The organism is Vibrio sp. D431a, from assembly GCF_030248655.1.
In the GTDB taxonomy this organism is placed as follows: domain Bacteria; phylum Pseudomonadota; class Gammaproteobacteria; order Enterobacterales; family Vibrionaceae; genus Vibrio; species Vibrio alginolyticus.
In genome coordinates this window covers 16603-34269 of sequence record NZ_JAHGAP010000013.1, presented here as the reverse complement: position 1 = coordinate 34269, position 17667 = coordinate 16603, and the positions used below count along the sequence as shown (strand labels likewise).

The window sequence follows — 17667 nt, the reverse complement described above, 5'->3', positions numbered from 1 at the left end:
CTTACGCCGGTTGCCTAAGTCTTACAATTGGATATAGATATCGTACTGTTGGCCGTCTCGCTCAACAGTTAAATTTAATTCTTGCGGATCGCTCATCACTTGCATCAGTTGTACTGAAGAAGACGGATCACTTAAATCGATCCCGTTCAGTTGAACCGCAATATCACCAGGTTGTAGCCCTACATCATTAAATAATGCGGCATCACGACCAGGTGATACTCGATAACCAACAATGTCTCCGTCTTTTTTGACGGGTGAAATGGTGATGTATTTAAAAACGCTTTGTGGATCTTTCGCAATTTCCTCGCGGATTTGCTCTAATTTCTCTCCAACGTCAGACGTCGCTGCTTCTGCTCGCTGAGCTTGCGCCCTAGCTACCTGCGGCGATTCAGATAGCTTCTTATATTCTATACCTTCCATCATTAAGGTCTCGTCTCGACCTTGGTTATCAATGATGACGCGATCCACCAATACCGCTTTTAGTGTCGCACGTGTCCCTTCGATTTCTTCACCCAAACCGTACGTAGCTTGCTTACCTCGGTTAGCAATAACAGCAAGGCTGGTGTTGGCATCACTACTTGCAACCGCACCGACCAGCGTAAGGTTAAGGCGCGTCTTAGGGGCGTCTTTAACAATAGGCTGTTCTACAACCGCCGCTTTTTGCTCAGTGTATTTACCGAATAGGTTGGCATTCTGAAGGGCATTAAAATCTATCGCGTCGCCTTTATTGCTCGCAGCAACGCTACTCGCCGATGGACGCCATTGCGGCACTTCCGACGATTGAGGTATGGCTAACCACACAATTTTGCCAAGTATCCATCCGGTTATCGCAATAAACAGACAGGTAAGCAACAAGCTAAGTTTGGCTTGAATGGTATAATGATTGGACTTGATCTGAGCCAGTAGCGGTCTGCTTGATAATCCTGCACTTAGCTCTAAACGTTTCACTGAATGGATTCCTTTATTCTAACGTCCGTCATTTAAGCTATAACGATAGCTATCGACTTTAAATTGCTAAATTTGCAATAAAATTATTACTCAACAAAGAGCAGTGAACTATATCACAAGTTGTCTTTCATACCTTTTTCTTATGCAGTTTTTGCCAACTCCCTTGAAAAAAATACGCCTTGACTCCATCTGTAGGTGAATAATCCATCACTCATTGCCGTATTCGGGCAGTGATTAGATAGCGTAGTGTTCTATGAGTTCCCTAAATGAAGCCGTTAGGCTAGATAAATGGCTATGGGCCGCAAGATTTTACAAAACCCGCTCCATCGCGCGTAACATGGTCGATGGCGGTAAAGTCCACTATAATGGCCAACGAAGCAAGCCGAGTAAAATCGTTGAAGTGGGCGCTGAAGTCAGACTTCGTCAAGGCAACGAAGAAAAAATCGTGATAATCGAACAAATCTCAGATCAACGCCGAGGCGCTCCCATCGCACAAACCTTATATCGCGAAACCAATGAGAGTATCGCGAAACGTGAGGAACACGCGACTCAACGTAAGCTTAATGCCCACAGCCCAAGTCCGGAACGCCGCCCAGATAAAAAGCAGCGCAGAGACATCATTAAGTTCAAACACCAATAAAAGCCGGAATTACCAACGAGGAAAGCACTCCATGGCAAATAATGTTTTAAACCGCTACCTATTCGAAGATCTTTCAGTACGTGGCGAGTTGGTACAATTGGATGAAGCGTACCAACGTGTTATCTCCAGCAAGGAATATCCGGCAGCAATAGAGAAACTGCTGGGTGAGCTACTCGTTTCAACTACTCTTTTAACTGCCACTCTTAAGTTCGAAGGTTCGATCACCATCCAGCTACAAGGCGACGGTCCTGTGTCTCTTGCCGTTATCAACGGTGACCATAACCAACGTGTTCGTGGCGTAGCTCGCTGGGAAGGCGATATTGCCGATGACGCAAACATTCACGATCTAATGGGTAAGGGCTACCTTGTGATCACCATCGAACCGAAAAACGGCGAGCGTTACCAAGGCGTCGTTGGATTAGAAGGTGACACTTTAGCAGAAGTGCTAGAAGGCTACTTTGCAAACTCAGAGCAGTTAAAAACGCGCCTATGGATCCGCACTGGTGAGCATGAAGGCAAAGCACACGCAGCAGGTATGTTGATTCAAGTGATCCCTGACGGCACTGGCTCTCCAGATGATTTCGAACATCTAGAGCAGCTCACTGACACAGTAAAAGATGAAGAATTGTTTGGTTTAGAAGCGAACGAGTTATTGTATCGACTATATAACCAAGACAAAGTACGTCTGTACGAGCCGCAACCTGTCGAGTTCCATTGTGGCTGTTCTCGTGAGCGTAGCGGTGCCGCAATCATCACCGTTGAGAAAGCTGAAATTTATGACATTTTGGCAGAAGTTGGATCAGTTTCTTTACATTGTGATTACTGTGGCACAACTTATACGTTCGACGAATCTGAAGTCACTGAACTGTATGCACAAGCTTCTACGGACAAGAAAACCCTGCATTAATTTACATAGCTTATCAAGCACGTAATTTACCCTACAAAAGGCCAGCTTAACGCTGGCCTTTTTGTGATCAACCCCTCGTAATAACTAGCCTCAAGCGTAATAAAACAACTGCTTAATTTTAAACAATTAATAATGATTTTGCCCTAGCGCAAAGGATTGCGTGCACGATAGACTATTCCCACCAATATGTGACGGGTTACCTAAAACCTTATTGAAATCATGGGTAAATTTTGAGCTATCTCCCTGTTTTCTCCCCGCCCCGTTGCTAGCATGGTGAGCAGATTAAAATTAAAACATTCTTACAAAATCCCTACAAAATCCTTATAAGGAGCACCTATGACCGTTATGGAACATACTAAGGCTGCAACACTTGATCTAACCAAGCACGGACTGCATAACGTAAAAGAGGTTATTCGCAACCCAAGCTACGAAATGTTGTTTGAGGAAGAAACGCGTGAAGACCTAACCGGTTATGAGCGCGGCGTGGTTACTGAACTAGGTGCGGTTGCCGTTGACACTGGCATCTTTACTGGTCGCTCACCAAAAGATAAATACATCGTCAAAGACGCTACGACAGAAGAACATATGTGGTGGACGTCTGATCAAGTGAAAAATGATAACAAGCCAATCACTCCTGAAGTGTGGGACGAGCTAAAAGAACTGGTCACAAACCAGCTTTCTAACAAACGCTTGTTTGTTGTTGACGGTTACTGTGGTGCAAACCCAGATACACGTTTGAGCATTCGTGTTATCACAGAAGTCGCATGGCAAGCGCACTTCGTTAAAAACATGTTTATTCGCCCGACAGAAGAAGAGTTAGCGACATTTGAACCAGACTTCGTAGTAATGAATGGCGCAAAATGCACTAATCCAAAATGGGAAGAGCAAGGCCTGAACTCAGAAAACTTCACCGTATTTAACCTAACCGAGCGCATGCAACTTATCGGTGGTACTTGGTACGGCGGTGAAATGAAGAAAGGTATGTTCGCCATGATGAACTACTTCCTTCCACTAAAAGACATCGCATCAATGCACTGTAGCGCTAACATGGGCAAAGATGGCGATGTAGCGGTATTCTTCGGTCTATCTGGTACAGGTAAAACGACCCTGTCGACTGATCCTAAACGCGCGCTAATTGGTGATGATGAGCACGGCTGGGATGATGACGGTGTCTTCAACTTCGAAGGTGGTTGTTACGCAAAAACCATCAAACTTTCGAAAGAAGCAGAGCCGGACATCTACAATGCAATTCGTCGTGATGCACTGCTAGAAAACGTAACAGTACGTGGCGATGGTTCTATCGACTTTGATGATGGTTCGAAAACAGAAAACACACGTGTTTCTTACCCTATCTACCATATCGATAATATCGTTAAGCCAGTATCAAAAGGCGGTCACGCGAATAAAGTGATCTTCCTATCAGCCGATGCATTTGGCGTACTGCCTCCAGTATCTAAATTGACACCCGAGCAAACTAAGTACCACTTCCTGTCTGGCTTTACCGCCAAACTAGCGGGAACAGAGCGCGGTATTACTGAGCCAACACCAACTTTCTCTGCTTGTTTCGGCGCGGCGTTCCTAACGCTTCACCCAACTAAATACGCAGAAGTACTGGTTAAACGCATGGAAGCAGCAGGCGCTGAGGCTTACCTAGTGAATACTGGTTGGAACGGCACTGGCAAACGTATCTCTATTCAAGATACACGCGGAATTATTGATGCCATTCTTGATGGTTCGATTGAAGAAGCACCAACTAAGCACATTCCAATCTTCAACCTTGAAGTACCAACGTCACTACCAGGTGTGGATCCTAGCATTCTAGACCCTCGCGACACGTACGTTGACCCACTTCAGTGGGAAAGCAAAGCGAAAGATTTAGCAGCGCGCTTTATCAATAACTTTGATAAGTACACAGACAACGCTGAAGGTAAATCCCTGGTTGCGGCTGGTCCTCAGATTGATTAAATCGAGTAACAGCGACGTCGCGTAAACGCAGTGAAAAGTTGGCATTAACTTATCACCTTTACGTAGGCCAAGTTACAAAAATTGCTTCAAGCCCCTCTTTTGAGGGGCTTTTTATTGAATACCACAGAATATTGATACAAGCTAAAGCCTATCTAGTTTTATTTCATAACACACGTAGGTTCTAGCAAAGATGAAAACAGCGCGTCGAGTTCTACTTCTGTTACTGGTTATCTTAGTTGCCATTCCAGCCGCTACGATTGCGCTGCTAACAACATCTTACGCGGACGCAACCTGGCGCTTGCTGTCAAACACCTTTTCTCTTCCCTTCCGGGCCGGAAGCGTGCGTTATGGCTTTCCCTATCACCTAACTTTACAACGCGTGAACACCAGCGGAGACGATGCGTCTTACATCGAGCAAGTCGATTTATGGATGAATCCCGATGTTTATCGCGATGGTAAATGGATCGTTGATAGTTTATTGATTGATGGTATGAGCTTGCAGTATGGCGCACCAAAGCTCCCACCTTTAGACAACGTTTTATTCCATCAAATCGCGCTCAAAAATATTGATTACGCCGACGAGCAGTTCTCTGCCAATGGCATTGACCTTCAAATTCAATCACCACAATGGAATGGTCATTTAATACCATATGGCGAAGTTCAACTTGCAGCTGACCAACTCTATTGGAATGGCGAAGCCTTTAATCAAGTCTTAGTCGATATAGACTACAAACCGCAAGACAGTACGCTTTATGGCACCTCTTTTAACTGGCGTAACAGTCAAATATCTGGGCAAGGGGAGCAGTATCCTCAAGGCTGGTCTTTAGTAAATGTGACCATCAACAAGCTGAAACTGAGTAATACGCAGCGCCAATCACTGCTTGCAAAACCTTGGCACGATCTACCATTTAGCATTAATCATATTAATAGCTTAGATTTGCTTAACGCCGATATTGAATGGGGCGACTGGCACTGGCAGAACTTGGATCTTTCTGTGGAAAACGCCACGCTGCCACTGTCTCTCTGGAAGACAAAAGCTCAAGTGTCATTGCAGGCGGATAGCGTTCGATTCCAGCAGCAAACCGCAATAGAGCCACGTTTGAGTGCCGCTATCGAGCCAGGAGTAATCCAGCTCAACGAGCTCAGCTTAGATTGGCAGCAAGGTCGAGTGCAAGTTTCTGGATTGTTCACGCCAACACAATGGAAGCTCAAAGAAGCCTCTATTCAAGGCCTCAAGTGGGCAACACAGCCAGAAGACAACCTAAATTGGTGGCACGCCGCCACCAGCGAGTTAGAGCATGTTGCAATCGAACGACTCGACATTGAGCGCAGCCAAATTATCCAGCTATCTCACGAACCTTATTGGCAACTTTCCGGTTTAAATATCGAAGGGCAACAGCTTGATATTAAACAGTCTGCTCAACGTTGGGGCCTTTGGCAAGGCGAATTGGAAGTCAGCGTTGTCAACGCCAGCTATGACCAAATACTCACGTCTCACGCAGCACTTGCCATGCAAAGCAAAGATGGCTTTTGGCAATTGACTCGCCTTTTTGCGCCACTCGAGCAAGGCTACGTAGAAGGCATCGGACAAATAGATTTGAGTACCCCGAGCCAACCTTGGGCGCTCAACGTCAATGCTGATGGTATTCCCTTATCGCTCTTCCACGATTATTTTTTACCCGACACACTGGCTATTGATGGTTTTTCCGATCTCAGCCTCGATCTACAAGGGTTATCAGGTGATCGCAACATGCTGGCCTACAGCTTATCGGGTGAAGTGGAAGCCAATCTCCGAGATACCCGCTTGAAGTCCCAAGCGGATCATTCGCTCAAAGCCATTACCTTAAGTCCACTGCGTTTAAGCGCGCAACGAGGGGAAGTTGCCATAACGCCGGTCACCATCTCAGGAAAAGCCATAAGTGGTAAGGTTTGGGGAACATTTGATATGGCCAACAACCCGCTAAGTGGCATTACTTATCAATTGGAAGAGTCGTGCGGAAACATTGAAGGCGATCTACTAAGTGGCGAAACCCACCGTAATGAGTGCGTGAACGCATCAAAACTGGCCGAGCCTACTGATATTGAGACTCCACAGAAAAATGAACCTTCCATCGAGCAGCCAATCGTAATTGATAACATCAATTTGGAGACTCAAGAGGAAGAGCTTTACGAAGAAGTTATCGAAGAAGATGAAGTACCCGACACGAATTCCGCAGCAGAACAAACCCTCTCACCGACAGAGCAAGAAGGTGAAACAGATAAGCGCCCAGCAGATCAGTCGGCGCTTAACCCATCAGCAACTGAGTAACTGCGAGTAGTTCGGTATCAACATATAGGTACCGACAAAATCCACAGCTGGCGTGTCACCACTATAAATCACTACGTGAATAACGATGCGTGCTTTGCGTCCCGACTCCAATCGGTCTAGGTCACCACTGATCCCATCCAACGAAGTACTCGCCACGGGGTTTTGTTCGACTGGTTGACGATAACGAATAGAGCTGTCGGCCAACACAATATCACCGTGCAACCCACGCTCTTTAAGCAGCAGCCACGTCATCCCCCACCCTGTCAGGGTTGCTAAGGTAAAAGCTGACCCGGCGAACATGGTGTTATGCGGATTAAGGTTAGGATTAAGCTGCGCACAGCATTCAAACTGGTAACCCGTGTACTGGTTAATTTTGATCCCCATTTTGTCGCTAATTGGGATTTGTTGCTCCCAGCGCTGTTGAAGCTCAGTACACCATTCAGGGCGACGTAACACATTGGCCATCGGATCCAGTTGCTTCACCATTTGCTGATGGCGCACAGGGCCACGCTCATCGGTCAGCTCGCCTCGACGCTCAAAGCCATTTTTTTCATAAAAGGCGATGGCATCTTCACGGGCATTACACACCAAGCGTTTCGCTCCTTCTTGGCGCGCTAACGACTCTAGTGCAACCAAAACCAGCGAACCCATTCCTTTGCTACGGCGATTATTTTTAACCGCCATGTAGCGGATCTGGCCATCATTATCCGGCGTAATGTATAAACGGCCAATCGCCATAGGACGACCTCGACCATCAACAATCATGCGGTGATGGCTCATTTCGTCGTATTCATCGCGCTCAGAGCCGATCGGCATACGCCATGGCTCACGAAGCAGTTGCCAGCGAAACTGATAATACTTGTTTATCTGATTATCGGTTTTGGGAGTAATGAGTTTGAACATATCAATCCTTTGAAAGCACAACACTAATCAGTGTCGGAAAAATTACTCCAAGCCAATTCCATGAGCTTGGAGTTAAAGCTTAGACTATGGCGCCTGTGTTACCAGATTAGACCTGCAACCAAAACGTCACTGGACCGTCATTCACCAAAGACACTTTCATATCGGCAGCGAAGCGGCCACGCTGTGTGGGTAAGACTTCTTCACACAAGTCAGAAAAGTAATCATACAAGCGCTCTGCATCAACAGGATGCGCACCGCGAGAAAAGCCAGCTCGCGTGCCTTTTTTTGTATCCGCAGGCAGCGTAAATTGAGAAACCACCAGCACTTTACCTTCCACCTGTTTAACGTTTAGGTTCATCTTGCCTTCGTCATCTTCGAACACACGGTAGGTTGTAACACGCTCCATTAAACGCTTTGCTTTAGCTTCATCGTCGTCCTTCTCTACGCCCAATAAGACCAGCAGACCACGATCAATTTCTCCTACGACTTCACCATCCACACGGACGGCTGCTTCACTGACTCGTTGAATTAGCGCTATCACTACTCTCGCTTCCTTCATCTGTTAACTGAGATTCAGCGGTCGAGTGTATCATGTCTAAATCTTCACTCCAGTGCTCTCGCTCACCAAGCGCAGCCGTAACTTCCGCCCCCAATAACACGATCATCCAGCATAAATACACCCAAACAAATAAGATAGGAATCGCCGCTAACGCGCCGTAGATGAGCTGATAAGACGGAAACTGAGTGATGTAGAGTGCAAAGCCTTTTTTACTCAACTCGAACAGTATCGCGGCGACTGCTGCCCCCATGGCACCATGAGCGAGGTGTACTTTTTTATTCGGCACTAGAATATACAAGCCAAGAAAAGCAAAAAAGGACAGCAACAACGGTAGCCAACGCAGAAATAGATTAAACGCACCAGATAATGTCTCATTCTCTAAAATTTGCAGCGAAGTCACGTACGACGTCGCCGCAATACTCGCACCGACCATGATCGGCCCTAACGTGAGTACCATCCAATACATAGAGAATGAAAAGACTAAACGGCGCTTGTCTTTAACTCGCCAAATGTAGTTTAAGTTCTTATCAATGTTGGAAATCAGCATGACCGCTGCGATGAATAAAAACCCACCGCCAACCGCGCTCATTTTGCCCGTATTCGCCACAAATTCCTGTAATGCCGTATGTACAGCTTCTCCAGAAGCTGGCACAAAATTCTCAATAATGTAGCCTTGCAGCACCTCACCAACGTTCGCAAAAACGGGAAATTTCGACAATATTGATAACAATACCGTCAGCATTGGCACGATGGATAACAAGGTAATGTAGGCAAGATAGCCCGCGTTCACATTCACACGGTCATGCGTTAATCGCTTAAGAAGATACTTAAAAAACGCGACGCAACTTGGCAGTAGATTGATTAATCTCGCCTTGTAACTCTCTGATAACTGGTTCATAGTTCATCCCATAATTAGCGCCGAGGACATAAGAATGCCTTATTTATTAGCAATTGTACTATCAATTTTCACTTTAACAGGGTGTCAATCTGCTTATTACTCAGCAATGGAGCAGGTTGGGTATCATAAACGAGATATTATGGTCGACCGCGTCGAAGATGCCAAAGAATCTCAACAAGATGCACAAGAAGAATTCACCAGTGCACTTGAAGCCTTGTCTGCGATCACCAACTTTGATGGTGGTGAGCTAGAAAATGTCTACAACAACATCAATGACAAATACGAAGATAGCGAAAAAGCGGCTCAAGACGTACGTGACCGTATTGCTGCGATTGAAGACGTATCCGGCGCACTGTTTGATGAGTGGCAAGATGAGCTAGAGCTGTACTCGAGTGCGAAACTGCGTCGTTCAAGCGAGCAAAAACTACGTGAAACCAAAGCCTCGTACAAAACCATGCTTAGCGCTATGAAGCGTGCAGAGAAAAAGATGACACCGGTACTGGATACGCTACGTGACAACACGTTGTACTTAAAACACAACCTTAACGCCAGTGCGATTGGTTCTTTGCAAGGTGAGTTCTCTAGCTTAGAGAAAGACATTCAGTTTGCGATCAAACAAATGAACGAAGCGATTGCAGAGTCCGATAAATTCCTACAAAAGCTCAATCAAAAGTAAATGATTTAGACCTCCTCCTAGTGAGGAGGTTTTAGTCGGCGACCTTACCGAGTAAACCGATGACTCTTCGAACAAAGCCTACTCTCTCTGGCACAGTTCCCCATGGTACTTCTATCACTTCATAACCCAACTCAGTATAGACACTCACTAACGACTGATGAATCTCCAATGCTTCTTCAAAGCTGTGCGGACGCACTTCATCTTGTACGTAAATGGATGCTTCAGGTCGACAAGTAAACACCTGACTATGGTACCCAGCGCTTTCGGTTAAGAAAGCTTGGTCAACCTTACAGCCGCCCACTTGTAGGTATGCAATGATATCGGGGATGGCGCGATCAACAAACGCAACATCATGACAACGCGCATCACTCTTTTGTTTGTCCATCAACCCAAGGCATAACTTGGCAAACTCAGGTAAATTCGTCCACGGCAAAATACCATTTTCTAACTGGCTTTGCTGCTCAATCAAGTCGCGAGACCCTTCAGGAAACGTGGCGTAACCACACGCGTCTAGCGCATTCAGCAGTGTTGTTTTTCCCGCACCAGGCCCACCGGTGATAATAATCGGGTTCATATTCAACTCCAGAAAACAAAAAGCCCCGAGCATAACTCGAGGCTTCTTCTTAATTGAATCGCTTAACGAAAATTATTTCGCGCCACGAGAAGCACGCTTACGGTCGCTTTCCGTTAGGAACTTCTTACGGATACGGATGCTTTCAGGCGTTACTTCTACTAGCTCGTCGTCATCGATGAATTCTAGTGCTTGCTCAAGAGTCATCTTGATTGGCGGAGTAAGAACCTGTGCGTCATCTGTACCTGATGCACGAACGTTGGTTAGCTGCTTACCTTTCAGTGCGTTTACCGTTAGGTCGTTGTCACGGCTGTGAATACCGATAACCATACCTTCGTAAACTTCAACACCGTGACCGATAAATAGACGACCACGCTCTTGAAGGTTGAACAGTGCGTTAGTTAGCGCTTTACCCATCGCGTTCGCGATTAGTACACCGTTTACACGTTGACCGATGTTACCGCCTTTGTGAGGGCCGTAGTGATCAAACGTATGGTAAAGAAGACCTGAACCTGAAGTCAGTGTCATGAATTCCGTTTGGAAACCGATCAGACCACGTGATGGCATAACGAAGTCCATACGCACACGACCTTTACCGTCTGGAGACATGTCTTTCAGCTCACCTTTACGTAGGCCGATGTTCTCCATGATGCCGCCTTGGTGCTCTTCCATTACGTCGATAGTTACCGTTTCGAACGGTTCCATCAACTGACCATCTTCTTCTTTGATGATTACTTCTGGACGAGATACCGCAAGCTCAAAGCCTTCACGACGCATGTTTTCGATCAGGATAGAAAGGTGAAGTTCACCACGACCTGATACGCGGAATTTATCTGGATCGTCTGTTTGCTCAACGCGTAGTGCAACGTTGTGTACCAATTCCTTCTCAAGACGCTCAAGGATGTTACGTGACGTTACGAACTTACCTTCTTTACCCGCGAATGGAGACGTGTTTACTTGGAACGTCATTGTTACTGTTGGTTCATCAACAGACAATGGTGGTAATGCTTCTACTGCGTTTTGTGCACAGATAGTGTCAGAAATTTTCAGCTCGCCAAGACCAGTGATTGCGATGATATCACCCGCGTTAGCTTGTTCCACTTCGTGACGCTCTAGGCCAAGGTAGCCCATTACTGTACCCACTTTACCGTTGCGAGTTTTACCGTCAGCACCAATAATGGTTACCTGCTGGTTTGGCTTAACGCTACCACGAGTTACGCGAGCCACGCCGATAACACCAACGTAAGAGCTGTAGTCTAGCTGAGAAACTTGCATCTGTAGTGGACCATCAAGGTCAACATTTGGCGCGTCAACAACATCAACGATAGTTTGGAATAGTGGTTCCATGTTCTCGCCAGTTTCGCCTTCTTCTAGAGAAGCCCAGCCGTTAAGTGCTGATGCGTAAACTACTTTAAAGTCTAGCTGGTCATCAGTTGCACCTAGGTTGTCGAATAGATCGAACACTTGGTCCATAACCCAATCAGGACGTGCACCAGGGCGGTCAATCTTGTTGATTACAACGATTGGTTTTAGACCGTGAGCAAACGCTTTTTGTGTTACGAAACGCGTTTGAGGCATTGGACCATCGACTGCGTCAACGATAAGTAGTACTGAGTCTACCATCGACATGATACGCTCAACTTCACCACCGAAGTCCGCGTGTCCCGGAGTATCTACGATGTTGATACGGTAATCGTTCCAGTCGATTGCTGTGTTTTTAGCAAGAATGGTAATACCGCGCTCTTTCTCGATGTCGTTCGAGTCCATGACTCGCTCTTCAGCTTCACCGCGAGACTCAAGCGTGCCTGATTGTTGTAGCAGCTTGTCAACCAACGTGGTTTTACCGTGGTCAACGTGCGCGATGATCGCGATATTTCTTAATTTATCAATCTGTGGAGTAGCCATGGATATTGATTCACTTAGATAGATGAAATGCCCCCACGCTGAGAACGGGTGCTCTCTGGCGACATTTGCTGATTAAAAAAACGGCCATAATGTACCAGATTTTAGCAAAAAGCCTAGAAATATGTGATCTACTCCCGAGCATTTCTGCGATTTTTACGCTTAATGCCCATTTTCTTCCTCAGAACGAATTGATTAAACGCAACTTTATTCTAATCGATGCATAATTCAAATTGACTCTTGCTCAAAAACTGGGCTGAATACGCAATGTCCCTGTCACATTATGGTGCAACAATGATTTTTGGCACCATAATAGTGCAAGCAAAGATCATTTTGGTGCAAGCAAGTGCACCAAACTAGCATTCAAAAACACAATTGCTTGAAATTAATGGAATATTTTTTTTGGCACGGTTTTGGCTTTAGTTAAAACAGCATCGATTAATGAAAAGTCAAATTGATTAATCAATGCCAGGTTTCATGAATAATTCATAAATCGAGCTTTTACCGCTTATTAACACTGGAGGTTATCCAAGATGTCAGTAGAAAACGTTCTATCGCTGATCCAAGAAAACGAAGTTAAGTTTGTTGACCTACGCTTCACTGATACAAAAGGTAAAGAGCAGCACATTTCGATCCCTGCTCACCAAATCGACGCAGACTTCTTCGAAGAAGGTAAAATGTTCGATGGTTCATCAGTTGCTGGCTGGAAAGGTATCAACGAATCAGACATGGTAATGATGCCTGACGCATCTTCTGCTGTGCTTGACCCATTCACGGAAGACGCAACACTAAATATCCGTTGTGACATCTTAGAGCCTGCAACAATGCAAGGCTACGACCGTGACCCACGCTCTATCGCAAAACGCGCTGAAGACTTCATGCGTTCTACAGGTGTTGCAGATACTGTACTTATCGGTCCTGAGCCAGAATTCTTCCTATTTGATGACGTGAAGTTCTCGACAGACATGTCAGGCTCTTTCTTCAAAATCGACGACGTAGAAGCGGCATGGAACACAGGTTCTGACTACGAAGAAGGTAACAAAGGTCACCGTCCAGGCGTTAAAGGTGGTTACTTCCCAGTAGCTCCAGTAGATTCATCTCAAGACATCCGTTCTGCTATGTGTCTAGTAATGGAAGAAATGGGTCTTGTTGTTGAAGCGCACCACCACGAAGTGGCAACGGCGGGTCAAAACGAAATCGCAACTCGTTTCAACACGCTAACAACCAAAGCTGACGAAATCCAAATCTACAAGTACGTTGTACACAACGTTGCTCACGCGTTTGGTAAAACAGCGACGTTTATGCCTAAACCACTTGTTGGCGACAACGGCAGCGGTATGCACGTTCACCAGTCTCTAGCAAAAGATGGCGTAAACCTATTTGCTGGTGACAAGTACGGCGGTCTATCTGAAATGGCGCTTTACTACATCGGTGGTATCATCAAACACGCTCGTGCAATCAACGCATTCGCTAACCCATCAACAAACTCGTACAAACGTCTTGTACCAGGCTTCGAAGCACCAGTAATGCTAGCTTACTCAGCGCGTAACCGCTCTGCTTCAATCCGTATCCCAGTGGTACCAAGCCCGAAAGCACGTCGTATCGAAGTTCGTTTCGGTGACCCAGCGGCGAACCCATACCTATGTTTCGCAGCAATGCTTATGGCTGGTCTTGACGGTATCAAGAATAAGATCCACCCAGGCGAAGCGATGGATAAAGACCTTTACGATCTTCCAGCTGAAGAAGCAGCAGAAATCCCAACTGTTGCATACTCACTAAAAGACGCGCTAGCAGAGCTAGATGCTGATCGTGAGTTCTTAACAGCGGGCGGCGTATTCTCTGACGACTTCATCGATTCATACATCGACCTTAAGTCTCAGGACGTAGAGCGTGTGAACATGACAACTCACCCTGTTGAGTTCGAACTTTACTACTCTGTGTAAGGTCGACACTGTGTAAAATGTAAACACAGCAATAAAATATTAGGCTCGCCTCGCAGGCGGGCCTTTTTTGTATTCGCCACTCAAGCTTCGACGTTTAACATGAGGGGATAATAAAAATACACTTAGAATTTTTCCTTACAGGTCAAAGAGCTAAGCCATTGAAACGTGAAATCATCGAACAAGAGAAGGTGAGCAATGAAAGTTCAGCTTATTCCATCACTGTGTGCACTCAGCGGATTGTTAATCGCCTCTATCGCCTTCGCGCAGGTCGCGTATACGTGGGTAGATGAAAATGGCGTGGTTCACTTTAGCGATACGCCAAACAAAGGAGCAAAAGCGATCGCACTGCCAAACCTTGAAGCCAGCGCACCAGCTCCTGAGGTAGAAAGTACTGAATCGCTCGCACCTCAGACTACGCCATCTACTGCATCACAAAACAAGCCAGATAAAACAACCGAGAAGCCTCTCCCATTACAACTCTCGATGCTGGCTCCCAAGCACAACGAGACCATCCGCAGCAATCGAGGCATCATCAATATTCAATTAGAAACCAATCGCAAGCTTGGTATCGGTGAGCAATTGCAATTGTTACTCGATGGAAAACCTTATGGTGCACCACAAAACCATATAGTGTGGCAGTTAAACAATATTGACCGAGGCACTCACACACTTGCTGTGCACGCGAAAAGAAGCGGCAAGCTTATTGCATCTACTAGCCCTATAACGGTGCATTTACATAGAGCAAGTGTTAAGCCGACCGTAAAAGGGGCAAAATAGAATATCTGGTGAAAAAAATCACATCACAGCGATGCTTTTCACTTTTTCTTCTAAGATTTATTCGCCATACTTAACGTTCAATTGCACCATTATTGTGCATCGCACAATCTTAAAGCAAAACAAGGACGTAATGTGGATACCAGTCTTCCTAGTGCCATTCTCAACAATATGGTGACAGCAACGCTGATTCTTGATGATGGATTGGCCATCCGTTATGCCAATCCGGCTGCCGAATTGCTGTTTTCTCAAAGCGCCAAACGAATTATTGAACAATCACTTTCTCAATTGATTCAGCATGCGTCGCTGGATCTCGCGCTGCTCACTCAACCGTTGCAAAGTGGCCAAAGCATCACCGACAGTGACGTCACTTTCGTTGTTGATGGCCGCCCTTTAATGCTAGAGGTGACGGTTAGCCCTATCACTTGGCAAAAGCAGTTGATGCTTCTGGTCGAGATGCGCAAAATTGATCAGCAGCGCCGACTCTCTCAAGAACTGAACCAACACGCCCAACAACAAGCAGCGAAGCTGTTAGTCCGAGGGCTTGCACATGAGATTAAAAATCCGCTTGGCGGCTTACGCGGTGCGGCGCAATTGCTAGAAAAAATGCTGCCAGAGCCCTCTCTCACCGAATATACACACATCATCATTGAGCAAGCAGACCGTTTAAGGGCGCTCGTGGATCGATTACTAGGACCGCAAAAGCCAGGTAAGAAGACACAAGAAAATCTGCACCAAATTCTTGAAAAGGTTCGCCAACTGGTTGAATTAGAGTCACAACGCTCAATCATCATTGAACGAGATTATGACCCAAGCTTGCCAGAGATTTTGATGGATACAGACCAAATCGAGCAGGCAATGCTTAATATCGTCAGCAACGCCGCACAAATTCTTAGCCATCAAGAGCACGGGAAAATAACCATTCGCACCAGAACGGTGCATCAAGCCAATATTCACGGCAAACGCTGTAAACTCGCTGCTCGTGTCGAAATCACAGACAACGGCCCAGGTATTCCACCGGAACTACAAGACACGCTGTTCTATCCCATGGTCAGTGGCCGCGAGGGAGGAACTGGATTAGGGCTATCTATTTCGCAAAATTTGATCGACCAGCACAATGGAAAAATAGACGTAGAAAGCTGGCCTGGTCACACAACATTTACTATTTATCTGCCGATCTGAGTGCGCTAATGGACTTCAAGTCGCGTCAGTTTTTCGGTTTGCTGCAAGGATTACTACATGAGTAAAGGATATGTTTGGGTCGTTGATGACGACAGTTCAATTCGCTGGGTAATGGAGAAAACGCTCTCCTCTGCCAACATCAAATGTGAAACCTATGCCGATGGGGAAAGCGTGTTAATGGCGCTCGAACGCGAAGTGCCGGATGTTCTAGTATCAGACATTCGCATGCCAGGTATTGATGGGTTGGAGCTACTAAAACAAGTACAGCGCGATTACCCAGACCTTCCCGTGATTATCATGACCGCGCACTCAGATTTAGATGCGGCAGTGAATGCGTACCAAAAAGGTGCTTTTGAATATTTACCAAAACCTTTTGATATTGATGAAACTTTAACTCTGGTTGAACGAGCCATTGCACACAGCCACGAAAACAAACGCGAGCAGCTCTCTCCAGAAGACATTCCAGCAGAAACGCCTGAAATTATCGGTGAAGCACCAGCGATGCAAGAGGTGTTTCGCGCCATTGGTCGTCTTTCTCGCTCCTCTATTTCAGTCTTGATTAACGGTGAATCGGGCACGGGTAAAGAACTCGTTGCTCATGCACTGCACCGTCACAGTCCACGTGCTAACAAACCTTTCATTGCGCTCAATATGGCGGCGATTCCCAAAGACTTGATTGAATCAGAACTGTTTGGCCACGAAAAAGGCGCGTTTACGGGGGCAAACAATGTTCGTCAAGGACGATTCGAACAAGCCAATGGCGGCACTCTATTTTTAGACGAAATCGGCGACATGCCATTGGACATTCAAACTCGTTTGCTACGCGTTCTAGCTGACGGGCAGTTTTATCGAGTGGGCGGTCACTCTCCGATCAGTGTCGATGTACGAATTGTCGCGGCAACACACCAGAACTTAGAAAAGCTGGTGCAAGAAGGTGACTTCCGTGAGGACCTCTTTCATCGCTTAAACGTGATTCGCGTGCAGATCCCGGCACTGCGTGAGCGTAAGCAAGACATTGAAAAGCTTACACAGCATTTTCTTATCCGTGCGGCTGATGAGCTTGGTGTGGAAACAAAAACTCTCCACCCATCGACCGTGGAGATTCTTAACCGCCTTGATTGGCCTGGCAACGTTCGTCAATTAGAGAATATTTGCCGTTGGTTAACCGTTATGGCCAGTGGTAGCGAAGTGTTACCAAATGACTTGCCAAGCGAACTACTCGAAGAGAAAAAATCCATTTCAGACTCTGCACATGGTAGTTGGCAAGAACAATTGGCGGATTGGGCACGGCATTCACTCGCAGCAGGAGATAAAGAACTACTTTCTTACGCTTTACCAGAATTTGAACGCATTTTATTAGAAGCAGCCTTAGAGCACACTAAAGGTCATAAGCAAGATGCCGCTAAAGTATTAGGCTGGGGGCGAAATACACTCACCAGAAAATTAAAAGAATTGTACTGACAATCACTTACGTGGTGCGTTAACAACGAG

Annotated in this window: 15 protein-coding genes; 9 read left to right on the top strand and 6 right to left on the bottom strand. The window is 46.1% G+C overall.

Annotated features, from left to right (window positions below):
* Nucleotides 1-21: 21 nt before the first annotated feature.
* Nucleotides 22-948: a type II secretion system protein GspC gene (gene gspC / locus KJB35_RS10640; protein ID WP_005379294.1), complete on the bottom strand. Its 927-nt coding sequence runs from the start codon at nucleotides 946-948 to the stop codon at nucleotides 22-24.
* 253 nt (nucleotides 949-1201) lie between these two features.
* Here gspC and hslR point away from each other — a divergent pair, with 253 nt between their 5' ends.
* From hslR to KJB35_RS10620, 4 genes are all read left to right on the top strand, one after another.
* Entirely contained in the window at nucleotides 1202-1588 is a 387-nt protein-coding gene (gene hslR / locus KJB35_RS10635; RefSeq protein WP_285356129.1) for a ribosome-associated heat shock protein Hsp15, read from the top strand.
* A gap of 31 nt (nucleotides 1589-1619) precedes the next feature.
* Complete coding sequence (gene hslO / locus KJB35_RS10630; RefSeq protein WP_031780788.1) at nucleotides 1620-2495, top strand: Hsp33 family molecular chaperone HslO; 876 nt, start codon at nucleotides 1620-1622, stop codon at nucleotides 2493-2495.
* Nucleotides 2496-2831: 336 nt separating this feature from the next.
* Nucleotides 2832-4460: a phosphoenolpyruvate carboxykinase (ATP) gene (pckA, locus tag KJB35_RS10625; protein ID WP_005379288.1), complete on the top strand. Its 1629-nt coding sequence runs from the start codon at nucleotides 2832-2834 to the stop codon at nucleotides 4458-4460.
* A 190-nt stretch (nucleotides 4461-4650) separates the two neighbouring features.
* Nucleotides 4651-6768 carry an AsmA family protein gene (locus KJB35_RS10620; protein WP_285356131.1) on the top strand — a complete coding sequence of 706 codons (2118 nt, stop codon included), beginning with the start codon at nucleotides 4651-4653 and terminating at the stop codon, nucleotides 6766-6768.
* Here KJB35_RS10620 and KJB35_RS10615 read toward each other — a convergent pair.
* The 3 genes from KJB35_RS10615 to KJB35_RS10605 form a co-directional block, all read right to left on the bottom strand.
* Nucleotides 6754-7671, bottom strand: a complete 918-nt coding sequence (locus tag KJB35_RS10615) for a bifunctional GNAT family N-acetyltransferase/hotdog fold thioesterase (protein ID WP_005379283.1) — start codon at nucleotides 7669-7671, stop codon at nucleotides 6754-6756. The genes KJB35_RS10620 and KJB35_RS10615 overlap by 15 nt on opposite strands.
* A 106-nt stretch (nucleotides 7672-7777) precedes the next feature.
* The gene (dtd, locus tag KJB35_RS10610; RefSeq protein WP_005379282.1) at nucleotides 7778-8212 is read right to left on the bottom strand and encodes a D-aminoacyl-tRNA deacylase; all 435 of its coding nucleotides are present in this window, start codon (nucleotides 8210-8212) and stop codon (nucleotides 7778-7780) included.
* Nucleotides 8184-9128 (bottom strand): virulence factor BrkB family protein, encoded by a 945-nt coding sequence (locus KJB35_RS10605; protein WP_005379281.1) that lies wholly within the window; start codon nucleotides 9126-9128, stop codon nucleotides 8184-8186. The genes dtd and KJB35_RS10605 overlap by 29 nt, the downstream gene beginning before the upstream one ends.
* A gap of 34 nt (nucleotides 9129-9162) precedes the next feature.
* Between KJB35_RS10605 and KJB35_RS10600 the strand changes: the two genes are divergently transcribed.
* Nucleotides 9163-9804: a DUF2959 domain-containing protein gene (locus KJB35_RS10600; RefSeq protein WP_005382972.1), complete on the top strand. Its 642-nt coding sequence runs from the start codon at nucleotides 9163-9165 to the stop codon at nucleotides 9802-9804.
* A gap of 31 nt (nucleotides 9805-9835) precedes the next feature.
* Here the strand turns inward: KJB35_RS10600 and KJB35_RS10595 are convergent, their stop codons facing one another.
* Complete coding sequence (locus KJB35_RS10595) at nucleotides 9836-10378, bottom strand: AAA family ATPase (protein ID WP_005382971.1); 543 nt, start codon at nucleotides 10376-10378, stop codon at nucleotides 9836-9838.
* 72 nt (nucleotides 10379-10450) lie between these two features.
* A complete protein-coding gene (gene typA / locus KJB35_RS10590) occupies nucleotides 10451-12280 on the bottom strand; it encodes a translational GTPase TypA (protein WP_005379276.1) in 1830 nt (609 codons plus the stop codon).
* A gap of 530 nt (nucleotides 12281-12810) precedes the next feature.
* Between typA and glnA the strand changes: the two genes are divergently transcribed.
* From glnA to glnG, 4 genes are all read left to right on the top strand, one after another.
* Nucleotides 12811-14220, top strand: coding sequence for a glutamate--ammonia ligase (gene glnA, locus KJB35_RS10585; RefSeq protein WP_005379275.1), 1410 nt, complete (start codon nucleotides 12811-12813; stop codon nucleotides 14218-14220).
* A gap of 195 nt (nucleotides 14221-14415) precedes the next feature.
* Nucleotides 14416-14997, top strand: coding sequence for a DUF4124 domain-containing protein (locus KJB35_RS10580; RefSeq protein ID WP_017635013.1), 582 nt, complete (start codon nucleotides 14416-14418; stop codon nucleotides 14995-14997).
* A 132-nt stretch (nucleotides 14998-15129) separates the two neighbouring features.
* Complete coding sequence (gene glnL / locus KJB35_RS10575) at nucleotides 15130-16176, top strand: nitrogen regulation protein NR(II) (protein ID WP_017821940.1); 1047 nt, start codon at nucleotides 15130-15132, stop codon at nucleotides 16174-16176.
* A gap of 57 nt (nucleotides 16177-16233) precedes the next feature.
* Nucleotides 16234-17637 (top strand): nitrogen regulation protein NR(I), encoded by a 1404-nt coding sequence (gene glnG, locus KJB35_RS10570; protein ID WP_017821941.1) that lies wholly within the window; start codon nucleotides 16234-16236, stop codon nucleotides 17635-17637.
* Nucleotides 17638-17667 lie beyond the last annotated feature (30 nt).

Bases quoted from the DNA above. Each gene is read 5' to 3' on its own strand.
- hslR (WP_285356129.1), top strand. From the start codon at position 1,202: ATGAGTTCCCTAAATGAAGCCGTTAGGCTAGATAAATGGCTATGGGCC.
- hslO (WP_031780788.1), top strand. From the start codon at position 1,620: ATGGCAAATAATGTTTTAAACCGCTACCTATTCGAAGATCTTTCAGTA.
- pckA (WP_005379288.1), top strand. From the start codon at position 2,832: ATGACCGTTATGGAACATACTAAGGCTGCAACACTTGATCTAACCAAG.
- KJB35_RS10620 (WP_285356131.1), top strand. From the start codon at position 4,651: ATGAAAACAGCGCGTCGAGTTCTACTTCTGTTACTGGTTATCTTAGTT.
- KJB35_RS10615 (WP_005379283.1), bottom strand. From the start codon at position 7,671: ATGTTCAAACTCATTACTCCCAAAACCGATAATCAGATAAACAAGTAT.
- KJB35_RS10605 (WP_005379281.1), bottom strand. From the start codon at position 9,128: ATGAACCAGTTATCAGAGAGTTACAAGGCGAGATTAATCAATCTACTG.
- KJB35_RS10600 (WP_005382972.1), top strand. From the start codon at position 9,163: ATGCCTTATTTATTAGCAATTGTACTATCAATTTTCACTTTAACAGGG.
- KJB35_RS10595 (WP_005382971.1), bottom strand. From the start codon at position 10,378: ATGAACCCGATTATTATCACCGGTGGGCCTGGTGCGGGAAAAACAACA.
- typA (WP_005379276.1), bottom strand. From the start codon at position 12,280: ATGGCTACTCCACAGATTGATAAATTAAGAAATATCGCGATCATCGCG.
- glnA (WP_005379275.1), top strand. From the start codon at position 12,811: ATGTCAGTAGAAAACGTTCTATCGCTGATCCAAGAAAACGAAGTTAAG.
- KJB35_RS10580 (WP_017635013.1), top strand. From the start codon at position 14,416: ATGAAAGTTCAGCTTATTCCATCACTGTGTGCACTCAGCGGATTGTTA.
- glnG (WP_017821941.1), top strand. From the start codon at position 16,234: ATGAGTAAAGGATATGTTTGGGTCGTTGATGACGACAGTTCAATTCGC.